23 protein-coding genes and 1 pseudogene are annotated in these 20,047 nt (G+C 40.9%); 22 read left to right on the top strand and 2 right to left on the bottom strand.

Going from position 1 to position 20,047, the window contains the following annotated elements:
• From DWY55_RS22065 to DWY55_RS19005, 21 genes and pseudogenes are all read left to right on the top strand, one after another.
• Window positions 1-972 (top strand): annotated as a pseudogene (locus DWY55_RS22065) (BACON domain-containing protein); the annotation flags it as partial.
• A gap of 9 nt (window positions 973-981) precedes the next feature.
• Window positions 982-1,767, top strand: a complete 786-nt coding sequence (locus tag DWY55_RS19095) for a fimbrillin family protein (protein ID WP_120178274.1) — start codon at window positions 982-984, stop codon at window positions 1,765-1,767.
• Window positions 1,768-1,769: 2 nt separating this feature from the next.
• Window positions 1,770-2,081, top strand: a complete 312-nt coding sequence (locus DWY55_RS19090) for a hypothetical protein (protein ID WP_117952121.1) — start codon at window positions 1,770-1,772, stop codon at window positions 2,079-2,081.
• Window positions 2,081-2,401, top strand: a complete 321-nt coding sequence (locus DWY55_RS19085) for a hypothetical protein (protein WP_117952123.1) — start codon at window positions 2,081-2,083, stop codon at window positions 2,399-2,401. The genes DWY55_RS19090 and DWY55_RS19085 overlap by 1 nt, the downstream gene beginning before the upstream one ends.
• Window positions 2,391-4,820: a conjugal transfer protein gene (locus DWY55_RS19080; protein ID WP_120178272.1), complete on the top strand. Its 2,430-nt coding sequence runs from the start codon at window positions 2,391-2,393 to the stop codon at window positions 4,818-4,820. Before DWY55_RS19085 ends, DWY55_RS19080 begins: the two co-directional genes overlap by 11 nt.
• A gap of 4 nt (window positions 4,821-4,824) precedes the next feature.
• Entirely contained in the window at window positions 4,825-5,379 is a 555-nt protein-coding gene (locus tag DWY55_RS19075; protein ID WP_133303494.1) for a hypothetical protein, read from the top strand.
• A 5-nt stretch (window positions 5,380-5,384) separates the two neighbouring features.
• On the top strand, window positions 5,385-6,176 hold the full coding sequence (locus DWY55_RS19070; protein WP_165859528.1) for a type IV secretion system protein: 792 nt from the start codon (window positions 5,385-5,387) through the stop codon (window positions 6,174-6,176).
• A gap of 4 nt (window positions 6,177-6,180) precedes the next feature.
• Window positions 6,181-6,351 carry a hypothetical protein gene (locus DWY55_RS22060; protein ID WP_165859050.1) on the top strand — a complete coding sequence of 57 codons (171 nt, stop codon included), beginning with the start codon at window positions 6,181-6,183 and terminating at the stop codon, window positions 6,349-6,351.
• Window positions 6,341-6,976, top strand: a complete 636-nt coding sequence (locus tag DWY55_RS19065; protein WP_117952134.1) for a hypothetical protein — start codon at window positions 6,341-6,343, stop codon at window positions 6,974-6,976. Before DWY55_RS22060 ends, DWY55_RS19065 begins: the two co-directional genes overlap by 11 nt.
• A 7-nt stretch (window positions 6,977-6,983) precedes the next feature.
• Window positions 6,984-8,039, top strand: a complete 1,056-nt coding sequence (traM, locus tag DWY55_RS19060) for a conjugative transposon protein TraM (protein ID WP_117974855.1) — start codon at window positions 6,984-6,986, stop codon at window positions 8,037-8,039.
• 70 nt (window positions 8,040-8,109) lie between these two features.
• Window positions 8,110-9,297, top strand: a complete 1,188-nt coding sequence (traN, locus tag DWY55_RS19055; RefSeq protein ID WP_165859527.1) for a conjugative transposon protein TraN — start codon at window positions 8,110-8,112, stop codon at window positions 9,295-9,297.
• Between the two features lie 8 nt (window positions 9,298-9,305).
• Window positions 9,306-9,833 carry a M23 family metallopeptidase gene (locus DWY55_RS19050; RefSeq protein ID WP_117952142.1) on the top strand — a complete coding sequence of 176 codons (528 nt, stop codon included), beginning with the start codon at window positions 9,306-9,308 and terminating at the stop codon, window positions 9,831-9,833.
• A 2-nt stretch (window positions 9,834-9,835) separates the two neighbouring features.
• Window positions 9,836-10,174, top strand: a complete 339-nt coding sequence (locus tag DWY55_RS19045; RefSeq protein ID WP_118273855.1) for a hypothetical protein — start codon at window positions 9,836-9,838, stop codon at window positions 10,172-10,174.
• A complete protein-coding gene (locus DWY55_RS19040; RefSeq protein ID WP_117952146.1) occupies window positions 10,171-10,413 on the top strand; it encodes a hypothetical protein in 243 nt (80 codons plus the stop codon). Before DWY55_RS19045 ends, DWY55_RS19040 begins: the two co-directional genes overlap by 4 nt.
• Before the next feature lie 73 nt (window positions 10,414-10,486).
• Complete coding sequence (locus DWY55_RS19035; protein WP_133303493.1) at window positions 10,487-11,083, top strand: InlB B-repeat-containing protein; 597 nt, start codon at window positions 10,487-10,489, stop codon at window positions 11,081-11,083.
• A gap of 479 nt (window positions 11,084-11,562) precedes the next feature.
• Entirely contained in the window at window positions 11,563-13,260 is a 1,698-nt protein-coding gene (locus DWY55_RS19030; protein ID WP_120178266.1) for a ParB/RepB/Spo0J family partition protein, read from the top strand.
• A 61-nt stretch (window positions 13,261-13,321) separates the two neighbouring features.
• Window positions 13,322-13,735 (top strand): hypothetical protein, encoded by a 414-nt coding sequence (locus DWY55_RS19025; RefSeq protein WP_227201798.1) that lies wholly within the window; start codon window positions 13,322-13,324, stop codon window positions 13,733-13,735.
• Window positions 13,736-13,754: 19 nt separating this feature from the next.
• Window positions 13,755-13,919, top strand: coding sequence for a DpnD/PcfM family protein (locus tag DWY55_RS19020; RefSeq protein WP_117952155.1), 165 nt, complete (start codon window positions 13,755-13,757; stop codon window positions 13,917-13,919).
• Between the two features lie 551 nt (window positions 13,920-14,470).
• Entirely contained in the window at window positions 14,471-14,788 is a 318-nt protein-coding gene (locus DWY55_RS19015) for a DUF2958 domain-containing protein (RefSeq protein ID WP_117952158.1), read from the top strand.
• A gap of 26 nt (window positions 14,789-14,814) precedes the next feature.
• Window positions 14,815-15,573 carry an N-6 DNA methylase gene (locus DWY55_RS19010; protein WP_243633680.1) on the top strand — a complete coding sequence of 253 codons (759 nt, stop codon included), beginning with the start codon at window positions 14,815-14,817 and terminating at the stop codon, window positions 15,571-15,573.
• A gap of 663 nt (window positions 15,574-16,236) precedes the next feature.
• A complete protein-coding gene (locus DWY55_RS19005) occupies window positions 16,237-16,695 on the top strand; it encodes a hypothetical protein (protein ID WP_120178264.1) in 459 nt (152 codons plus the stop codon).
• Window positions 16,696-16,842: 147 nt separating this feature from the next.
• On the opposite strand, the gene DWY55_RS19000 is transcribed toward DWY55_RS19005, so the two are convergent.
• Both DWY55_RS19000 and DWY55_RS18995 read right to left on the bottom strand, forming a co-directional pair.
• Window positions 16,843-17,745, bottom strand: a complete 903-nt coding sequence (locus DWY55_RS19000) for a hypothetical protein (protein WP_120178262.1) — start codon at window positions 17,743-17,745, stop codon at window positions 16,843-16,845.
• A 2-nt stretch (window positions 17,746-17,747) separates the two neighbouring features.
• Window positions 17,748-19,034 carry a hypothetical protein gene (locus DWY55_RS18995; protein WP_117974832.1) on the bottom strand — a complete coding sequence of 429 codons (1,287 nt, stop codon included), beginning with the start codon at window positions 19,032-19,034 and terminating at the stop codon, window positions 17,748-17,750.
• A gap of 196 nt (window positions 19,035-19,230) precedes the next feature.
• Between DWY55_RS18995 and DWY55_RS18990 the strand changes: the two genes are divergently transcribed.
• Window positions 19,231-19,467, top strand: a complete 237-nt coding sequence (locus tag DWY55_RS18990) for a hypothetical protein (protein ID WP_120178260.1) — start codon at window positions 19,231-19,233, stop codon at window positions 19,465-19,467.
• The last annotated feature ends 580 nt before the right edge of the window (window positions 19,468-20,047 follow it).

The following is a 20,047-nucleotide window of genomic DNA, read 5'->3' as shown; positions in this document are numbered from 1 at the left end:
CTTACAGTGAGTGCTTCTCCTAATCCTGTAGCCGCTTCCGGAGGAAACTCCGCATTGAGCTGTAAAGCTAACCAGACCCGTCCTAAATATACGAAGTGGAACGGTGTTGTCACCAAGACTGATACAGAGTCTCAGTCTGTTGCAGTAACAGCTACATGGAGTAAAGTTTCCGGCACCGGTTCGCTCAGCGGTTCTACGGTTTCCTTCGATAATAACACTACAACAAGTGTTAGAAGTGGTGTTTATCGTGCCTCCAGTGGTGGTAAGACGGCTGACGTTACGGTCAGTCAGTCTGCAGGTAGCATGACAACTGATTACGGCAATTGGACCACTAGCAGCCTTACAGTGAGTGCTTCTCCTAATCCTGTAGCCGCTTCCGGAGGAAACTCCGCATTGAGTTGTAAAGCTAACCAGACCCGCTCTAAGTACACGAAGTGGAACGGTATTACTACCAATACGACAACTGAGAGTCAGACAATCGCAGTTAGTGCCAGCTGGAGCAAGGTTTCCGGTTCCGGTTCATTGAGCGGTTCTACGGTCACTTTCGGTAATAATACCACAGCAAGCGCACTTAGTGGTGTTTATCGTGCCTCCAGTGGTGGTAAGACGGCTGACGTTACCGTCAGACAATCGGCTGGTTCTGTCTCTTATGCATATACATTTACCTTTAGTGACGGCTCGACAAGTACCAGCTGGAGCAGCATAGCCGCCGGAGGTGATTCCAAGAGTTATTCAATTGTCTCTACCAGGGTCGTGAAGTGGAACGGCGTACAAACTGGCACAGAGAATGTCAGTTATTCTGGCTCCAGCAATGTGTCCTGGGCTTCTGTTTCCGGATCTAAGATAACTGTTGGAGACAATCCGAATGCTTCAGCCCGTAGTGGTGTGGTAACGTTTACCCAAGCGTCATCCGGAAAAACAATAAAGGTAACTCTTCTTCAACTGAAGAAAAATTCTGTAGACATTAATTAGTTATCTGATATGAAGAAAGTAATTTTTCCTTTAGCACTTTTTCTCATCACCGCCGCATGTGGCGGTGATGAGAACGATGGCAAGACAGAACCGGAGATGAAGATCAGCTCTTGTTATGTCGTAAGCAGTTCGTCCGGCCAATCCGAGAATTTTTTCTCTCCAGTCGGCATGTATATCACTTCGGAAGCCGGGCAACCTTATGAAGGAAGCGGTGTCTGGAGCGCAAGCTACAACTCTGGGGCGTGGGCAATGGATAAGCCCGTATATGTGACTAAAGCCGGTAAGGTATATGCTTATTATCCCTATTCGTCGAATGATTCCCCACCGGTCCTGCCGCTTGATATGACAAGGCAGACCGATGTACTATACAGTAGGGTTGCGTCTCCCATTGCGCCAGGTTCAGTCTCCCTATCTGTCAAATTGTACCATGCTTTGAGCAAACTTGTGGTTAGCGTTAAAGGTGAGGAGGTTACGGGGCTGTCTCTTTCTTCTCCGGTAACATGCAGGTTTAATATCTGTACCGGGGAGTTCACGGATTTGCAATCCGGTCAGGTGGCTTCTACGGGTGGCCGGCTGTTTGTCGTTCCTCATGTTACAGTAGGGAAAGAAATGCTCATTACCCTGAAGTCCGGGAAACAGTACACATATTCGGTGGATGGTACAGAGTTCCGGGCTGGAGAAAGCTATACCTACGAGTTCCAGCTTAATGAAGATAGGGACAAACTGGAAATCCTTGACATATCCGTGGAGGATTGGATTAACGACAACAATTACAATGACTATTTAAGAAGATAATTATGAAAAAGAAAATCGTTTTATTGGGTCTGATGCTTCAGGCATCGTCCTCAATGTTTGCACAGACAGCAAACTCCAGGTCAGACATAAACAGCATGCTGTCTTCCTGGCTGATACCCGCCATCGGTCTGTTGATGTTGGGTGGATTTATCGGACTTGTAATCTATAACCAAGAAGCTCTTCGCGGGAAGAACGGACTGTCAAAGCAGGACGGTTGGATATCCGTGGGAGAGGGGATGATATTTATTGTTGTCGGTATTGCGGCTATCGGATTCATAGCTTCGAAACTGGCAAGTATGAATTTCAGCATCTGATGGATATTTGCAAGGTATATAGGGGACTGGATTCTCCCTGCAAAATCAAGGGGTTGCTGAGTCACTATTTCTATATTGTCTTCTGTGCCTATCTGGTGAGCTTTGTCTTTGTCCTGTTTTCTTTCAGTTCGATTTTGCAGAAGGGAACTGTACTGTCCTTCCTTGTGGAGGCGGTCATTGAATTGGGAATTCCGACAGCTCTTTATGTGTATTTCTATAGGAAATCCGACAAAGTGAAGATAAGAAAGGACAACCGTGTTATCACGATATCGAACCGTGGGCTTTATAGGGCTTTAAACCAAAGAAGATATGGACAATGATTTTTTTTATCCTATACATGACATCATTCCGGATAGGGAAGGCCATGGGATGGTTATCGGAAAGAACGGCAGTCTGACCTATGTGGTCAGACTGTCATCGCCTGAGGTGTATTCACTTTACAAGGATGAACTGGCAACACGCCATGCTGTATTTGTACAGGCATTCTCCCATATGCCTGACAATAGTTGGGTGCATAAGCAGGATATTTTCAGAAGTCTTCCCTTCCAGTCAACCGGTGTGGGGATGTCGTATCTGGCCAAATCTGATCAGGAGCACTTTTCAGGAAGGAAATATCTCAAGCACAGCTGTATGATAGCCTTCACTCTGGCAGGAATACAGTCGTTGTCCTCCGCATATGTGAAGAATATATTCTCTTTTAAGGAGAATCTTTCCGGTGAGGATTCAGACAGGCTGGATGAGTTCTTGTCGGCCGTTGAGTTTGCCATAAATAATCTGTCTGCGCTCCGTAATACAAGGATTGACTTTCTTTCCTTGGATGAACTGCGGGAGTATCTTTTCCTTTCCGCTAATTTCTCGGAAAAGAACGGAATACGTGATATACATTTTGAAGAGCAGATTACTGCTGGAAATACCAAGGCGCGGGTGTATGCCATCACAGACGACGAGTTCTTGCCTGAACAGTATCCGGTGTATGGAAAGGACTACACTGTTTCCAAGGACAAGTCCGAACTTTATATGTCTCCTTCCGAGGCATTTGGCGGCATTCATCTCAATCATAACCATGTGTATAACCAGATCCTTTATTTTTATTCGGACAAGAAGTTGAAGGACACGTTGCGCCGTAATCTGGATTCCCATATCGCCAACCGTGGCTGGGACAGAATCAACTCGCCGGCAAAGATTGCCAAAATGACGGAACTGGTCAAGGAGATTAAGGACAATAACGAGATCCTCTGCTATGCCCATTACTCGGTCGTTCTGTGGGAAGAGGATACTCAACAGTTGGAACTGGCCGAGAAGGAGTTGCGGTCAGCGCTCGACTTGTTTGATCTGAAATATTATATACCCTCATATGGCAACCTTGCGGATTTATATGCCGGTGGAATAGTTGGCTGTGTATCTTCGCTCAGGCTGGAATATATGTTCATGACTTCGCTCTCCCTTGCCGTAGCTTTCTTTGTCCACTATACAGGCTTTTCCGATGATCCGGACGGTATTCTTTTCAACGACCGCCTGACTCAGATTCCGCTGCGCAAGGATATATGGGATGCCAACAACCGCCGTATCAAGGCGCGTAATGCCGTGGTTATCGCACCAACCGGCTCCGGGAAATCCTTTCTGACGAATAATATCATCCACCAGCTCTTGGACAAGGACTTTACAGTGGTGGGTGTTGAATTCGGAAACAGCTTCAAGCAATTGTGTTACCTCTATCCGGAGATAGCCATACACATTGAGTATGATCAGAACCAGCCCCTTGGCATCAATCCTTTCGATCTCGGAGGTTCACCCATGACCCCCGAAAAGGAGGAGACACTGGTCGCACTCTGCCTGCGTTTTTGGCAGAACAGCTCGACAGACCCCAATCTGACTGTAGCCTTGCGGAAGATGCTTTCCCAATACTATTGTGATGTCAGCCAAGGACATTCTTTTCCGGGTTTCTACACTTATCTCACGCAGAATTATGAGAGTCTGTGTGAGAAGTGTGACATCAGGCCGGATTACTTTGACATTGATTCTTTCCGGCATGTTTGCAGTGAGTTCATGCCCGGCAAGAGCTACGCGAATCTGTGTGCCGCTGAAGGTGTCGCCAGCAGCCTGAGTGATAAGAGGTTCATCCATTTTGAACTGACCAAAGTCAAGGCAAACCCTTTTGTTGCTTCTGTCGTGATGAGCCTTCTGTTTGACGTCATCAATAATAAGATATTGTCAGATCCTTCAAAAAAAGGGTATATCATTTTTGATGAATATGCCGAGACAGCCCAGATGAAGTCTTCCAACTCACTGCAGGGTGACATACATCAGACCGTCGCTTTCTTCTACCAGAAAATCAGAAAAGAGAACGGAGCTGTCATGACCATTATCCAGTCACCTTTCCAGCTGCCGGAAAATGAATATACGAAAGGTATTATAGCCAATACCCAACTGTTGTATGTGCTTGAAGGTACCGAGGTCGTATATGATGCGGTGATCAAGACCTTTATGATAAAGAACAATGCCCACATCAATCAGATGAAGTCCATACAGAACAATTATGACTGTACGCATCCCTATTCAGAGTGTTGGATCAGATTTGGCGAGAACTATGCCTTGACGGTCCGTCTGGAAGCTTCGGCACGCAAGTATCTTGCATTCCAGACTCAGGGAGAGAAACGTGCTGCTCTGGACCGGCTGTATAGTACAAACGGCCATGATATGCAAACGGCCATTGAAACATATTTAACTTCTAAAAAATGACAACATGAGACATCTTTTATTATCCCTATTCGTGATGTGCTGTTCGATACGGTTGGCACATGCACAGATCCCGGTGACTGACGCCGCGATGAATGCCAATACCATAGCCAACCAAATTACCAATGCGGCAACCTGGGGCAACCAGTTGCTGAAGCTGAAAGAGCAGGCTTCTATCCTTACCACTACCCTTAAGTTTGTCACAGACGTCTCTTCGGCAATCAGGGATGCAGCTTATGCCAAATCATTGATTGAGCGGCAATCCTATATAGTGGACCGGTGTACTGACGTTATTGTCCGTGCCGATAAGGTCGATTTGTCCCTTGCTTCTTCCATTGAGCGCAATGTCACTGACTTCCTTGCGACCAATAATTCTCTGATATCCTTGATCTCGAATACGATGACCAGTAAGTTCAAGATGAATGACAGTGAGCGTCTGAAGAGTCTGATGGATATAAAGAAGGAACAGGATGAACTGCTCCAGAGGCTGCATACAGTGGATATGATTCTGGGCACATCGATGGCCACCCGTGATATCATTGAGTTACAACTTCTAAAATGATGATTATGGGAAATATAGAATCCATTCAAGTGGCTTATGACCGGACGAAATCATATATTGTATATGACTCCTTCCAGTATATAATGATAGCCATTGTTGTCTTTCTGATCGGTATGAAACTATGGGATGAGTGGCAAAAGAATCTTTCAAGCAACAACCATCGTTTTGATGTGGCCGCATACTGGGGGCAGGTGAAGATATGTCTGGTTGTCTGTTTCATTGCCACTTCTGCCGGTATGGTTTTTCATCTGGTTGAGACGGTCTGCGTTGAACTGCAAGACAACCTCATCAACGACCTGGGTGGTGATACGGGCAACAAATCCATAGAGACTATGACGAATATGGTGAAGAACCAGGTCCTTGCAGTACAGGAAAAAGAGTCTAAAGGGTTGACGCTTGATATTCCCAATATCACGGATATTGTCTGGAAGGCCCTTACCGCAATAGTGATGTCTGTCGGTGTTTTCCTTTTCAAATACACCTATACATTCTTTATTCTAGGGCGGTATATGTGGCTTTTACTGTTGGAACTGATTGCACCGGTGGCCATTGTGCTGATGATACACGAAAATACCCGGAGCTATTTCTATACGTGGCTGAAGAACATGATCATCTGCTATCTGATGATTCCGATGTTTCTTTTGGCGGACAAGTTCTCGAATGAGGTGGCCGGCTTTTTTATGGAAGGCAAGGAGAATATGGGGCAGGTTACTGTATTGGTGATTGTATGTGTCGGTGTCTGGGTGAAAATCAAGATGTTCAGTGTCGTGAAAGCTAAGGCTTCCAATTTATTTTAGAATCATGAAAGTGGAAAAAGAAAAATACATAGCGGTTCTTAGACAGATATACGGTGCATTCTGTCCGGTTGGAATGCCGTTGAAGGTGAAGATACTTCTGGCATTGCTGGCTTTGGTTGTCAGTTTTGTTGTAATGTCTTTGAAGAATTTAATTTTTATGCAATATGGAAGTTAACAAGGCCAATCTTACTAAGGGATTCCTCTCCTATGTGGAAGCAAAGCGTAAGCAAGCCCTTTATCTGAAGCTTTTCTTTGTATCCGCCACATTCATAGTGCTTGCCGTGCTGTATTATTCATATTCGATTGTGAAACACGCCAATGACAATGTGCTGGTTGTAAGCACTGGGGGAGAAATACTTCCGGTAGAGTCAACGGAGCTGGAAGAGCTGTATAAGGCTCTTCTGGTGACCCATTGCTATTCAGTGAGTTATTATGTCAATAGTTTTGATGTCAACAACATCAAGAACAACCAGGCACGTGCGGCCTTTCTCGTAAACCAGGCTGATCTGAATGCTGTATTCGGGAAATACCAGTATGACAAGGCCTATTCGGATGCCATCAATAAGGGGGTTGTTTACCGGTGCAATTTTGATCGTGTAGAGGATCTGCAACAAGTGGGTAACGGTAGCGAGTATCAGGTTGTATTCTCCTCAACACTGAGTGTGATGAGCAGTAACGATACAAAGAAAATCCGCATAGTGTCAAACGGTACTCTGATACGTGTCACGCCGCGCTACCCGGAGAATCCGACCGGTTATTATTTCAAGAATTATGTCCAGGAATATTTTCCTTTAAATTAATTGTGCCATGAAAATAAGGAAACCTTTTGTAATGGGGGGCATGTTGCTTGTGGCGGCATTGCTCTTTCTCTCCATGTTTATGGACATGTCTGCTCCTCAGGAGATGGAGAGGCAGACAATATCCTTGCGTGCCGAGGCTGAAGATTTGTCCATCGATGATATGATCAATACGTCCGATAAGAGGAAAAGCCCTTCCAATGATGTTGTAGCACCGGGCTTTGCCGGCAACGTCGGAGAATATGCTTCTTCTTCCGTTTCGACATATAGGGAAGATGATCCGGAGGCGATAGCCCGTATTCAGGCGGCTATCCGTGAGAATGAGGAGAATCTGTCTGCCGGTTTGCGGAATATTGAGGCTGAAAGGAAAGGGCAGGCATTATCCGGCCTGCCTTCGGCCCGGAGTGATGAACATGACCGGGATGGCCGTTTCCAAAAGGATGGAATGGAAGGCTTGAAGAAGGACAGAAGGATAGAAATGGAAGAGCTTGAGAAGAGTGATGCGGAGAATGATGAAGAGATGCCGGTGGCCGGGCCGGAAAAGGCTTCTCCATTTCACAGTATCCGCCTTACTTCTTCAAGTAACAGAAATGCGATTAAGGCATATGTACATTCGGAGCAGGTCGTAATGGCTGGCAGTACCCTTAAAATGCGTTTGGGAGAGGATGCCTATACGGATAATGGCGTGTTTATTCCGAAAAATTCACCGGTATATGGTATTGTAACCGGGATAGACGGCGAACGTGTGAATGTCAAGATTACCCATATCAATCTTTCAGGCAACATCCTGCCGTTCGCGAAGTCGGTATATTCCAAGGACGCCTTGCTGGGTATCTATGTGCCCGGTAATCCAAAATCCGAGATTACCAAGGATGCTGCGGGCGGTGCGTTGGACGGGTTGCCCACAAGTGGAATACCCGGTGTTGATGCTGCCGCGCAGGTTGCTACTGTTGTGGCTTCAAGTGCTGCCAATGCTGGTAAACAGGCTTTATCCAAGAATGTGAAAAAGATAAAGGTCACCATTAAGACCAACTATGAAGTGTATCTTCGTCCGGAAGAAAAATAGGTGATATCTGATAAGGAAAGAAGAAATTAGTGTATAACAATCAAAAAGAAGTAAATCAATGAAGTATGGCATGAAGAATATATTGTTCTCCCTATTTGTGTTTTCCCTTATCTGTCCGGTGGCGGCACAGACAGCCGGCACAGAGCGAACGGCGGCTGACAATACCATTGCTTTACGGGAGATCCAGTCTTCCTTCTTCTCTGTCTCTACACACAAGACATTCCATCTCATTTTTCCGAATGAGGTGAAATACTTCTCTATTGGAGACGAGAATGTGGCCGGAGAGAAGATTGAGGCTTACCCGTGCGCTATCCGTCTGAAATCTGTTGTGCAGTCATTTGAAGGTCTTACCAATATGAGTGTCGTTACTGCCGATGGGCAGTATTACAGTTATAATGTCTCGTTTGTCCCGGAACTTCAGGAGACATATCTTCAGGTCGGCAGGAGCTATATGCGGCCTCCGGTTATTGCTGTCAACGACAACCAGCAGAGCCATCTCATCTTTCCCGATAAGATAATGTACGTTGACTACGGTACGGAGGATGTGGAAGTTGTCAAGGCTTCAGGCGTTGACAATATTATTGCTGTGCGGGCTTCAGCCCCTTTCTCTTCTGAGACGAACGTGTCTGTCGTCACCCAGTCTGGTAAGTTCTATACTTTTGATCTGAAATTTGCAGAGAAGCCGTCCCACCTTTCATATGTCGTTGATCCTACAGCCAAGACGGAGGAAAAGCGCATTGCCCTGCTTGATAATAAGGAACTTAATAGTGTGCAGCGTGAAAGTCTGCGTAAAAAGGTGAATGCATGTTTCCCATCCTTGAACAAATTGCATAAGGATTATGCCGGCATTCGCTTTTCCATCACGAATGTCATTATTGACAAGGATATTCTTTTCTTCAAATTCCGTATTGTCAATTACAGCAATATAGACTATGTTCCTGATTTCGTGCGTTTCTATATCCAGGACTCCAAATTCCGGAAAAAGACGGCCATCCAACAGATCGAGCAGATTCCTTTGTTTTTCTTTGATTATCCGGAGCGGATCGGTGCGCATGAGACAAAAAACTTCACAGCCGCTCTGAACAAGTTTACAATTCCGGACAAGAAAAAACTGGTTATTGAGATGCAGGAGCGTGAAGGTGGCCGTCACTTCCTTTACAAGCTTGATAACAAGCCTATAATTTCGGCTGAGATACTTAATCCCCAAAGAAAATCAGGTACCGGGAAGATGGATTTTCCGGTACGGAATAATCCTTGATTTCACAGATGATAAAGCTGCTTGCCATATTGATGTTACTATCAGGTTCCGTTCCGGTATCCCTGCTCGAGGAACTGGCGATAAAGTCCAGGACCCTTGCCCCCATAGTTGAGGTGGCAGACCTTTATTTCTCTGCAGGGATTTTGGATTATCTGCCTTTACGCATACCCGTCGTTGGCGGAAGGGTATCTTCTCCCTATGGGTATCGTAAAGATCCCCTTACTGGAAAGGGGCGATTTCATGCCGGCCTTGACTATGCCTGTGAACTGGCTACTACGGTTCATGCTTCAGCTGCTGGTGTTGTCTGTTTTGTCGGGCACCGCGGCGGGTATGGAAAATGTGTAGAGGTCAAGCACCGTTACGGTTTTAGCAGTATTTATGCCCATTTATCGGGATATTACGTCAGAACAGGAGAGAGTATCCCTGCCGGTAAGATAATTGGTTTTGTCGGTACGACAGGACGTAGCACCGGGTATCATCTACATTATGAGGTGAGAAAAAATAATCGCGTCATCAAACCACTATTTATATATTGAGAATGGAACGGATAGAACAAGAGAAAGAGTATATAATATTGTTAAGTATTGCGCGTTACGGTTATGCTGCCATTCCCCAGGACTATAATTTTCTGTCACGTCATGCCATGCTGAACATATATTATGAAATACTGAAGAGCTATACCTCTGGAATGAGTGTCGAGCATCTGGATAGGGCTGTAAGGCAGCATGCAGCGCTTCAGCTTGGCGGGATGAACGATATAGGCGCATTGTGTGCATATAGGAAGGCCAAAGGAAACAAGGAGACCAAGAGGCTTCTTGGCAACAACACTTATTATTGGAAAGTGCTTCTGAACGAGATAAAAAAAAGAAAGCCATGAACACTATACGCCAGATTGAAAGGATGGAGAAGCTTCACGGTCTGATACTCCGTGAGATGACGGGTGATTCCCTTGATTTGTCCATTAAGTTGGGTGTGTCCCGGAGAATGGTCAACTACTATCTTCAGGAGTTCCGGGACTATGGTGCCCGGATAGCGTACTCACCGGTTCGCAAAACCTATTATTATTTGAATGATTTTGAAATAATCTTTAAATTTGAGATAAAGGTTTCCTGCTGAGTATTAGGAAATACGAAATGATATTGCATACGTTATCTACTATATTTGTATAATAAACTAAATTCAGATGTTTATGAGAAAGTTAAGAATTATTTATGCTTTGTTTGCTCTGTTGGCTGTCAGCTGTGGTCGTGACGAGCTGGTTGAAAATGAGGTGCAACGTCCGGTTGTGCCTGGAAAACAGTCCTCGGTTATTATTGAAGGTGAGGATGGTGATGGGCAGGGTGTTACGACCCGTGCCGGTAATAGGGTGGAGTTCACTGGCGGTTATGCTACCGGTGCCGGTTTGTATGATGGTGAAGCTACTGCCTCTGTTGCGGCAGTAGCATATTCAGGCTATCAGCTTGCCAGTTTTACCGGAGGGCCGGTGGGTGGCAATACTAATCAGTTCACTGGGTCTAATAGTTATAGTTTTAGAATTCAGCATGAAGATTGGAAATTTAAGGTTTCATTCAAGAAAGAGTACACTGTAACTGTATCTGCAGGTACTGGTGGTACAGTGTCTGGTGGTGGCAAAGTCTTGGATGGTTCCAGTTGCACTGTTACAGCAAGGGCCAATTCAGGATATTCGTTTGATGGTTGGTATGAGGGCAGTAGTAAGGTCAGTTCTTCAGCAAGCTATACTTTCACGGTTAGTTCTAACAGAACTCTCTGCTTTCATTTGACTTGATAAATTACTTTTCATATCAATGGTTTTTGTCTCTAAAAAGCAACGACAAAATCTTATAAATTTCTTAATGATGCAAATCTACATACATTTTTCTATTTTCTAAAAAATCCTTTAGCATATTACAATATATTAACTTTTAAAGGGCCTGATATTTGTTGAATCTTATATCTGTTTGTTATTGGGGCGTTCCCGTTCCGGTCGGGCTTTCCGGCTCAAACATATTCGTTACACTCATACTCGCCTGCTATCCCTAACGCGACCTGAGTCAGGTAAGTGAGAATGCTTTTTGATATAGGGATACGCGTAGGGATAAATATAACACGTTGATAATCAGAAAAATAACTTAAAAAATAGTGAGCTGGAAATTTGGCTATATCATTGAAAATCACTATATTTGTAGTGTAATCAATGAGAGATTACAAGCATTTAATAAACTTAAAACTGCTTTAGCTGGCAGGGTAAACAACAGCAAATGAATTATGGGAAACCAAAAGAAACAAAAAAAAGCCGCGCTGGGCTTTTCCGTAATCAGTTTATCATTGATTGATAGGAACAGTTTCAATCCACGAAAAGTTTTTAATGAAGAGGCTCTGGAAGAACTTGCTTTAAGTATTAAGGGCAAGGGAGTTATCCAGCCTATTGTGGTTCGTCCAGTCGGTAATCGTTACGAAATTGTGTGTGGGGAAAGGCGTTTCCGTGCATCTTTGATAGCAGGAATGGAAAACATACCTGCATGTATCAAAGAATTGTCAGATGATGAAGCCGAGGAATACGCCATTACGGAAAACTTGCAGAGAAAAGATGTTTCTCCTTTGGAAGAGGCAGAAGCCTTTTCCAAGTTGGTATCAGGAGGAAAATATGATATTAATTCATTGGTAATTAAATTTGGAAAGAGCGAAGCTTTTATAAGAGGTAGATTAAAACTTGTAAACCTCATAATGGAGTTTCGGAATATGCTGGAAAAGGATGCAATAAATATAGGTGTAGCAGGTGTGCTTGCATGTTATCCTAATGATTTACAAAACAAAATTTATATCGAGCATTTTGACGAAAACTGTTTGGGCTGGCAGTCTTGGATAAACTATAAAGCTAGTCGTGTACAGTATGCTATAGAAGATACTTATTCCACCAAGTTAGAGAAATATGCCTTTGATAAGGAGGAATGTAAGAACTGCCCGTATAATAACGCTACTTTTTCCCTATTTGTTGAGGGTGTTGGAACGTGTGCGAAAAGAGAATGTCTAACAGAAAAAAATGCAATGTACATTTATCAGCAGGTGATTGATATGCAGAATGCCAATCCGGGTTTTGGTATATGTAAGCATCCTTGCTTGTCTACAAATGCTAATGTCATTGAGAAGTTGCAAGAAAATGGGTATGAAGTTCAGACCATATATGCTACGAATGATTATGAAGAACCGGAACTGCCATCTCGTGATGAGTATGAGAATGAGGACGATTTTAATGATGCAATGAATGAGTATGAGGAAGAAAAACAAGAGTATGAGAATGCGATAGAAGATAGGAATGCACTTGTGGCAGCGGGAGATATAAAGCCTTACATCCAAGTAGGGATGAATGAGGTGAAAATTGTTTATGCCGAGGCGCCTAAAAGCGAAGAAGAGGAAATAAATACGGATGGGAACAGCATGAAAGGAAAGGTTGTACAGAAAAATCCCGAAATCATTAAGCTGCAAAAGAAAATATCCCGAAATGAGGAAATTTGTTATGAGAAGATAGTGGAAAGGCAAAAGAAACTTGTTAAGGATATGGATGTGCCGAGTGGTGAACTGTATGAGGAAGAGGTTGCGTTGATGTATTTCTATATGATAAGAAAAATGCGTGATAGCGTCTATCAAAAACTGGCTGTTGGGAAAGAAAAATATTCGCTAAAATATGCCGATTTGCTGGAGCTGACAACAGAGCAAATAAGCATTATCACGAGAGATTTTATTATTTCTCACCTTGAACAGTCCTATTGTGGTTCAGAAGAAAAAGAAAATAATCCGCTGAGAGTGTTTCTAAACTTTCATCAAGCTGAACAAGTGGAAAATATAGATAAAGATTTAACGGAAATATACAAAAAACGGAATGATAGGTTGCAGGAAAGAATAGAAGCAATGGAAGAGGCGCCCGTAGGTGAAGATAAAACAAATTCAGAGAGCCAAGAAAATTGATTGTAATAATATGCAGGAGTGGGGTATAATACTCATTCCTGCTTGATATAAAATGAATCATATGAGCGTGATATGTAGTAAATGCGGTTGTGCAGATGTCCTTTGTGAAGCTATGATAAATCCTAACACAAAGGTTTTTGAAAATTACACAGATGAATCATTCCTATATGGGTGGTGCAACGTGTGCCAGACGGGTAGAACTCTGACTGATGTAGAGGATGTTAAAGCCATAATAGATAATAATTTTAGCAAGTTCTGCGAGAAAAATGGATGTGAGCCTGGATATGTTATCTGTACTATCGTGTGGAAAGACGATAATGGTTGTGAGGAGGTAAAAATTAAAATGTCGAGCGATAGTAGGGATGATGATGATTTTTTCTTTTACTGTGATAGTCTGACTGAACTTAAGGCGTTGTGTGATTGTGGCGGTGAAGACTTCATCATTATAGGTTTTACTGGTTTTGAGAAGGTGTAATTTTAAAGTATAGATAATAATGGTGTACAAAATAGAGATAATAGAAACTCTTTCTAAAACTGTTGAGATTGAAGCTGAAGATTATACTGAAGCTAAAAATGAAGTGGAACGGATGTATAACGATGAAGAAGTGGTATTGACTGCGGATAATCATACAAATACTGAGTTTGAACTGATTATTTAAGCTGCAGTAGGCATATATGTAATTATGGGTGGCAATTGGATGAAACAAGGTGTCACCCTTTCTAAATTTGTGGTCGGCTTCGCCGACCGTTGTTCATACGCTGTCCTTGTCTGCAAGATATGGTTGCTTATTCAGATGCTTTTTTCCCCACCCACCCTCTAAGGTTGGCGGGCATTTGTCAATTATCAGGTACAGAGTCTCCGATAATTGACAAATGCCCTTGTTGCTTATCCCCTTTACCCCCCCCTGGCTATATGCCAGGGAGAGCGGATGTGTCTTTTACCCTATTGGGGTAATTCCTCATGTAGCAGCTGGTAGTCCTAAAACGATTATCTGTCTTTTTGTATCGGCAAAGCTATTTCCGGATCTGAAAATACTGCAAATTTTTATTGCAGAAATCTCCAGCCCGTAAACGGGTAGTATTTCTTGAAAAAATTTGCAGTATTTATCTCCGGAGCTTTATGGCCAATACAAAAAGACAGATAATCGTCTTAGGACAGGACTTTAAAAAAAAGTCACTACCCGGATAGGGAAAAACAAAAAATTGCATTATGAAACTGATAACAAAAGAACTGGAGAGAACATTTTCAAAGTATCCTATTTATTCGCAAGAAGGCATGATGTTGGATGCTAAAGTGATTGTAAAGTATTTTAATCCGGCAGGAGCAGGCACATGGCTTATAACAGAAGCTGAACGGCTTTCTAATGGGGACTGGCGGCTATTTGGATATATGCATATTTATGAATGGGAATGGGGATATGTGCTTTTATCGGAACTTCAAAATATAGAGCTGCCATATGGATTAGGTATTGAGCGGGATTTGTATCTTGCTGATGATGCTACAGTACGTTATTGTATTCTAAATTGAATTGAGAAATGAATGCATGTACACCAATGGAAGTAAGAGAGCTGGAGAAACTGATTGTCAGTCTTGCATATAAATGTGGGACTGATGTAAGCCGTATTTTTGATGATTTTCTAATTTATATAATTCATGGGTTTTCGCCAGGAGAAAAGGCTCTTGAGAATTGGAAATATGAGAAAGAACAAGTAGCCATGTTCTATAAGATGTATACGGAATGGGTATTAATAATGAAAAGGCAAGTTTGTCTTTCTGGATGGTATGATGCCTTTGGTGAGTTGTATATGTCCTGCATTGCCGGGAATGCAAGAAAACAGAGTAATGGGCAGTTTTTTACTCCAGCGCATATATGTGATTTGATGGCAGAACTTTGCGGTTCACAAGACAATTCAGTAGAACTTTGTGGAGATCCGGCTTGCGGAAGTGGAAGAAATCTTCTTGCCTGGCATGTGAAACATCTAAGTTCCTATCTCTGTGCTGAAGATATTGACCGCACTTGTTGCCTGATGACAGTTTGCAACTTTCTCATACATGGTTGTGTGGGGGAGGTGATTTGGCATGACTCGCTTAATCCGGATACTTATTATGACGGTTGGAAAGTAAATGAAAGATTAGCCATTACAGGGTTGCCGACTATTCGTCGAATAGCGAAAGAAGAGTCTGTTGTTTGGCGAACTTGGCAAAACCAAAGAGATGATGCAAAAGGTCATGTAATCACTCCCATAAAAAAGATTAATATCCGGAAAAAGCGGGAAGAAGCTAAAAGAATGCAGTTGGATTTATTTGATTAGTACAATTAGAGCAGCTCCATCCATAGGGGCTGCTTCCAAAAATTTTGGTCGGCAAAGGCCGACCTCTTCACCGTTCCATTCTTCCCACCCGCCCTGCTAAGGTATGTTTCTTGCAACTTTGCCAGTCTCTATCCCTTCCATTACATAAATTCCATTTCAGGAATAAAGATTGGCAAAGAGAAACATTCGTCTCGATAGGTACTGTTTTTCGTGCATCCATACTTTGTATGATTTGTCACTCAAAGCAGAACCTATCGAAACTTATTGCTTACCCATATTTAAACGAATAGGGAAAATGATTAATGTGTTGATAATCAATAAAATATATCAAAAAAAATAACAGTTGAAAAAAATGGCTATATCATTGAAAATCATTATCTTTGGCAACAAGAATCAGTTTGCCAGTGCTGCAAGTGTCAGCCCGGAACAGATAGGTAGAATAATAAAGTTGGAACGGGATTTTGGATATACATTAAAAAGAAATTTAAGATTACCGGAGTTAATGGCAATGGGGGCGTGTACAATAATATCACTCCGGAGTTATAGCGCCTCGCAACATCTTACAATTATGATCAATCAATTATTCTACCGGTGTCTGAAGAATGGATATTGCCAGCTGGAGCGCTCGGAGAAAACTGTGGTGCTACTTAGTTAATTGCAGATATGGAAGTAAAGTATGGAGTTTATAAAGTTGTCGGTTCAAAATCTGAACTGGTTATAGCTTATGGAGAACCGCACGTACCAATGAGGACGAGACGAAAATATGCCGGCAAGAAAGCCAAAATTAAGGCTATAGAACAGCTTACCGGCAATGTATTAGATGCTCATCTATCGACAAGTGAAATCAATGCTTATATTGGCCAATATATTTTTGGAACTTCTCAATGGGCAGAGTATCACCGATTATTTGAATATTTTGCCAGTGAACTGGAACAAGTTCCGGAACCAGTAGAACTGAAGTTTCATGTGATAGTTGAGTTTGATGCATCTATGTGTAATCCGGATGATGAAAGACTTGTTTACATGATAACTAGATTATTAGTGAATGACCCTATAGATGAATACAAAGGCCTGCAAAATCCTATCATATCTTTCTCCATCCAGGCAATCGATAACAAATAGGGAGAAGCATGAGACGTCAAATCGAATGATAAATAAATCAATATATTATAATTTGACGTCTTTCTTTCTCTATTTGTTTTCCACTTAACTTAAAAAAAAATCAATAGTCCCATATGATTGATATGGATAGGAGTAGGGATGTTTGGACTAAGGAAATTGAATGTCAAAATCTTCTTCAAGCTTTGTTTTGACAACTCTAGCAATAGGCAATTCATAAGCTACAGGATCTGTGCCTATGTATTTAATAGCATTATGAAGTTTCTCAATAACAGCAGTGGGCATTTCTTTTATTTGTTCCATAAGGAAAGGGTATTCCATTGGATATATGCAAAGTAATTGTTCCTCTAGGTAATCTAAATATTCAGGTAGCAATTTTGTTTGTCTTATTAATGATACCTCATCAATAATTTTAAAGGTAACTCCAAGCAAACGACCACCGGATCCTGAGGCTGATTTTTGGGTTTCTACTTTCACATAAAAAGGTATTAATCTTTTGTTATAAAGAGATAAAATTTCAGTTTCAATAGGTCTGATAATGCGATATAAGAACTGAGGATTAGACAAGGTGGAGCCTAAATCTTTTTTTAATATCTCCATTGATATAGTATTCTCATATCCGCGACATAAATATGAGTATATGACTTTTCCTGATGATTTTAAGTGTTGAGCTAATAGGTTTTCTATAAATCGGTTCCAAATTTCTACTTTGTTGTCAAAATGCTTGAGATAGTGTTTGAGTGCTATTGTATTATGCTCTATCATGATTCCAGAATCAGTGGCATCTACATCTACGACTAAAGGATATGAGGAAAAAAAATCATTCTCTGTGTAAATGGTGACAAATGTCTGTGCATAACAGTAGAAAGCTTCTCTCATCTGTTTTTTTGCTTCGATTAAAGATGTACAATGAAGAAATAGAAGAATTTCTTTCCAACTTATATTGGTCTTTATGGTTTTACGATTCAATTCATTTTCATAGTTGACCTGAGAGTAGACATATTTGTCCAATAAATGGTGCAGTTGGATAATATCGTAATTTTCAAATTTCATAATTAGTGAACTTTATAAAAAACTTTTATAGGAGATGGAAAATATCTTTGGAGAACGGCGGCAAAAACTTCTGTAAAATAAGTTTCTATGGCTGTATAACACTCTTTAGAGGTTTGGAATGTAATGAGATTTTCCTCTTCTTCCTCTGTGTATGAATAAAAATATAGTTGTTTAAAGAGAGCTTTAACTTCCTTACTTGTATTCGGACTCTCGTCTATGTGCTTTAAACATTCATTCCAGTAGCTAATACCGGCTACTGTATCCTTCTCTTCTTTTTCAAATAGAGGTGCGGAAGTTATAGACGATGCGTTTTTCTTTTTCTGTTTGGCAGATATTCCATACTTATCAAGAATGAAAATCAAATAGGCTGTTTTATTGCGAATTTCGTTCTTGTCAGAATTCTCAAATTTATTTAATCTCATCCAAATCCTAATAATTTGTTCTGCATCAAATAGCCTTATTTGTTCTAATACATTTATTCGATATTTAGGTAGATTATTAGTGAGAAATTTATCTATTTCCCTATAGGCCTTGTTCGCTTCTATCTTACGTTTATCCTCTCTATTTTCATTATGAATGGTACATTCCCATTTAATTATCTTGGTACACTTCCCTACTACTTGTCTTACTTCTTCAAATGTAAAGTAGCGAGGACATAGTTTATTATCGTAAAGTTCCTTTATTTCTTTTTGTGCAGGTATAATTATCTGTAATTTGATATTACTATTTTGATATTTTACTCCGAATTTATTTTTAATCCATTCGGGCGTAAGGTCAAACTTATATCCAGAACTTGGCTGGTCATGTAAACAAGTTAACCAATAAAATTCATGGGTATATGCTCCCTTGAATTTATTTGACAGACCAAAGTCTATCAATGTGTTGGGAGTATTGGAAGCTATTATGTATTTCTGCAATACCATTGGGTCAACATTTACATGTAATCCTGTGTCATCTAATTCTGCAAACGTAAGCAAACTATATAATTCGAACCCACCTTTTGTTGAAATGCCTTTTCGTGCATTCATCATATAAAGACATGTATTCTCTAGATCTTTTTTCCAATGCTTAGTAGGATACCAATTTCTTAAAGTTTGGATATCAATATCGACTGTTAGTATTCTACGATTCTGAATATAGTCTTCCAAATTATACGAATACTCTTGGATATATCTTTCAACAATCATTTGACTCCTGCTTAAAATTAGGGTCGAAGGAAAATCTGGAGCCGAATTATTCCTTTTAATCAAAGCATCTTTTTCTTTTTTCCCAGCTTTAGAAGTATTCATATTATTTATTTTGAGACAAATATATGACTTTGTTTTTTTTCATGCAAATAAAAGTGCATGAAAAACATAAAATGACGTGAGCGTATATTTCAACCATCATTGTAGAATTTATCAATTTGTTAAATAGAGTTTTAAAATATCGAAATGCAATTCATATATGTTAACGTTCTAAAAAATAGAGTAAGCTAAAAAATAAATGAACATCTATAAAAAAGACTTCCCCAAAAGCGTGAGCGTAGTTCCCCAAAAGCGTGAGCGTAAGTTCCCCAAAAGCGTGAGCGTTCCCCAAAAGCGTGAGCGTAAATTTGTAATTTCCTATAAATCAATCAGTTTTCAAAACTGCTATTTTTCTCTAGCTTTAGCTAAAGAATATTCTAAACTCATTGCTGCTAAAGAAATAACAAAATCAATCGAAAAAAACTCCAAAAATTAAATCGTCACTACGAAAAAATGAACCAAGTAGTAAATATACAACAAATAGGGAAAAATAAATCGAAAATTCACCTCTGTATTTTAAATTCGTTTTAAGCAGATTTCTTTTGTTTGATGAACATTACCTCGGAATTTGATAAAAGTTTCAAAATTGAGCCAGAAAACAAGCCGGTAGAGTGTGTTTTGAAAGCTGGCACCATTCGCATTTTTGAGTTCATGATGTTCTTCTGTCGAAAGCTTCTTTATTCGTGCGCATGCACATGCTAATACTTGCTGCCTTTAATATAAATATTTTTCCCTAATGGTATTTGCTTTCTTCAAGGGAAATGAAACGAAGTGTAATGTGATTAGCAAGAAGAGTTCACGCAAATTGTGAACTTAATAACGCAAAGCGTTATATATTAGATAGTTATAAAATACATAATATTTTTTAGGTAGAATTTTGGTAGAATTTATATAATTAATATCTTAATTTAAAATGATTTATAAGGTGGAATATTAAAAATATTCTAATTTATAAATGCCATATAATCAGCATATTAATTTTTCATATATTGTTTTTTGGTGGAAAATAGGTGGAA

Origin of the sequence: Bacteroides sp. AF25-38AC (assembly GCF_003602995.1) — a bacterium.
GTDB classification, from domain to species: Bacteria; Bacteroidota; Bacteroidia; order Bacteroidales; family Bacteroidaceae; genus Bacteroides; species Bacteroides uniformis.
This window is presented reverse-complemented; position numbering and strand designations above follow the sequence as displayed.

Coding starts and splice junctions, on each gene's coding strand:
- DWY55_RS19030 (WP_120178266.1), top strand. CDS start 11,563: ATGGGAAACCAAAAGAAACAAAAAAAAGCCGCGCTGGGCTTTTCCGTA.
- DWY55_RS19075 (WP_133303494.1), top strand. CDS start 4,825: ATGAGACATCTTTTATTATCCCTATTCGTGATGTGCTGTTCGATACGG.
- DWY55_RS19045 (WP_118273855.1), top strand. CDS start 9,836: ATGGAACGGATAGAACAAGAGAAAGAGTATATAATATTGTTAAGTATT.
- DWY55_RS19000 (WP_120178262.1), bottom strand. CDS start 17,745: ATGAAATTTGAAAATTACGATATTATCCAACTGCACCATTTATTGGAC.
- DWY55_RS19090 (WP_117952121.1), top strand. CDS start 1,770: ATGAAAAAGAAAATCGTTTTATTGGGTCTGATGCTTCAGGCATCGTCC.
- DWY55_RS19095 (WP_120178274.1), top strand. CDS start 982: ATGAAGAAAGTAATTTTTCCTTTAGCACTTTTTCTCATCACCGCCGCA.
- traM (WP_117974855.1), top strand. CDS start 6,984: ATGAAAATAAGGAAACCTTTTGTAATGGGGGGCATGTTGCTTGTGGCG.
- DWY55_RS19025 (WP_227201798.1), top strand. CDS start 13,322: ATGAGCGTGATATGTAGTAAATGCGGTTGTGCAGATGTCCTTTGTGAA.
- DWY55_RS19035 (WP_133303493.1), top strand. CDS start 10,487: ATGAGAAAGTTAAGAATTATTTATGCTTTGTTTGCTCTGTTGGCTGTC.
- traN (WP_165859527.1), top strand. CDS start 8,110: ATGAAGAATATATTGTTCTCCCTATTTGTGTTTTCCCTTATCTGTCCG.
- DWY55_RS18990 (WP_120178260.1), top strand. CDS start 19,231: ATGAACATCTATAAAAAAGACTTCCCCAAAAGCGTGAGCGTAGTTCCC.
- DWY55_RS19065 (WP_117952134.1), top strand. CDS start 6,341: ATGGAAGTTAACAAGGCCAATCTTACTAAGGGATTCCTCTCCTATGTG.
- DWY55_RS19020 (WP_117952155.1), top strand. CDS start 13,755: ATGGTGTACAAAATAGAGATAATAGAAACTCTTTCTAAAACTGTTGAG.
- DWY55_RS19040 (WP_117952146.1), top strand. CDS start 10,171: ATGAACACTATACGCCAGATTGAAAGGATGGAGAAGCTTCACGGTCTG.
- DWY55_RS19010 (WP_243633680.1), top strand. CDS start 14,815: ATGGAAGTAAGAGAGCTGGAGAAACTGATTGTCAGTCTTGCATATAAA.
- DWY55_RS19015 (WP_117952158.1), top strand. CDS start 14,471: ATGAAACTGATAACAAAAGAACTGGAGAGAACATTTTCAAAGTATCCT.
- DWY55_RS18995 (WP_117974832.1), bottom strand. CDS start 19,034: ATGAATACTTCTAAAGCTGGGAAAAAAGAAAAAGATGCTTTGATTAAA.
- DWY55_RS19050 (WP_117952142.1), top strand. CDS start 9,306: ATGATAAAGCTGCTTGCCATATTGATGTTACTATCAGGTTCCGTTCCG.
- DWY55_RS22060 (WP_165859050.1), top strand. CDS start 6,181: ATGAAAGTGGAAAAAGAAAAATACATAGCGGTTCTTAGACAGATATAC.
- DWY55_RS19005 (WP_120178264.1), top strand. CDS start 16,237: ATGGAAGTAAAGTATGGAGTTTATAAAGTTGTCGGTTCAAAATCTGAA.
- DWY55_RS19070 (WP_165859528.1), top strand. CDS start 5,385: ATGGGAAATATAGAATCCATTCAAGTGGCTTATGACCGGACGAAATCA.
- DWY55_RS19085 (WP_117952123.1), top strand. CDS start 2,081: ATGGATATTTGCAAGGTATATAGGGGACTGGATTCTCCCTGCAAAATC.
- DWY55_RS19080 (WP_120178272.1), top strand. CDS start 2,391: ATGGACAATGATTTTTTTTATCCTATACATGACATCATTCCGGATAGG.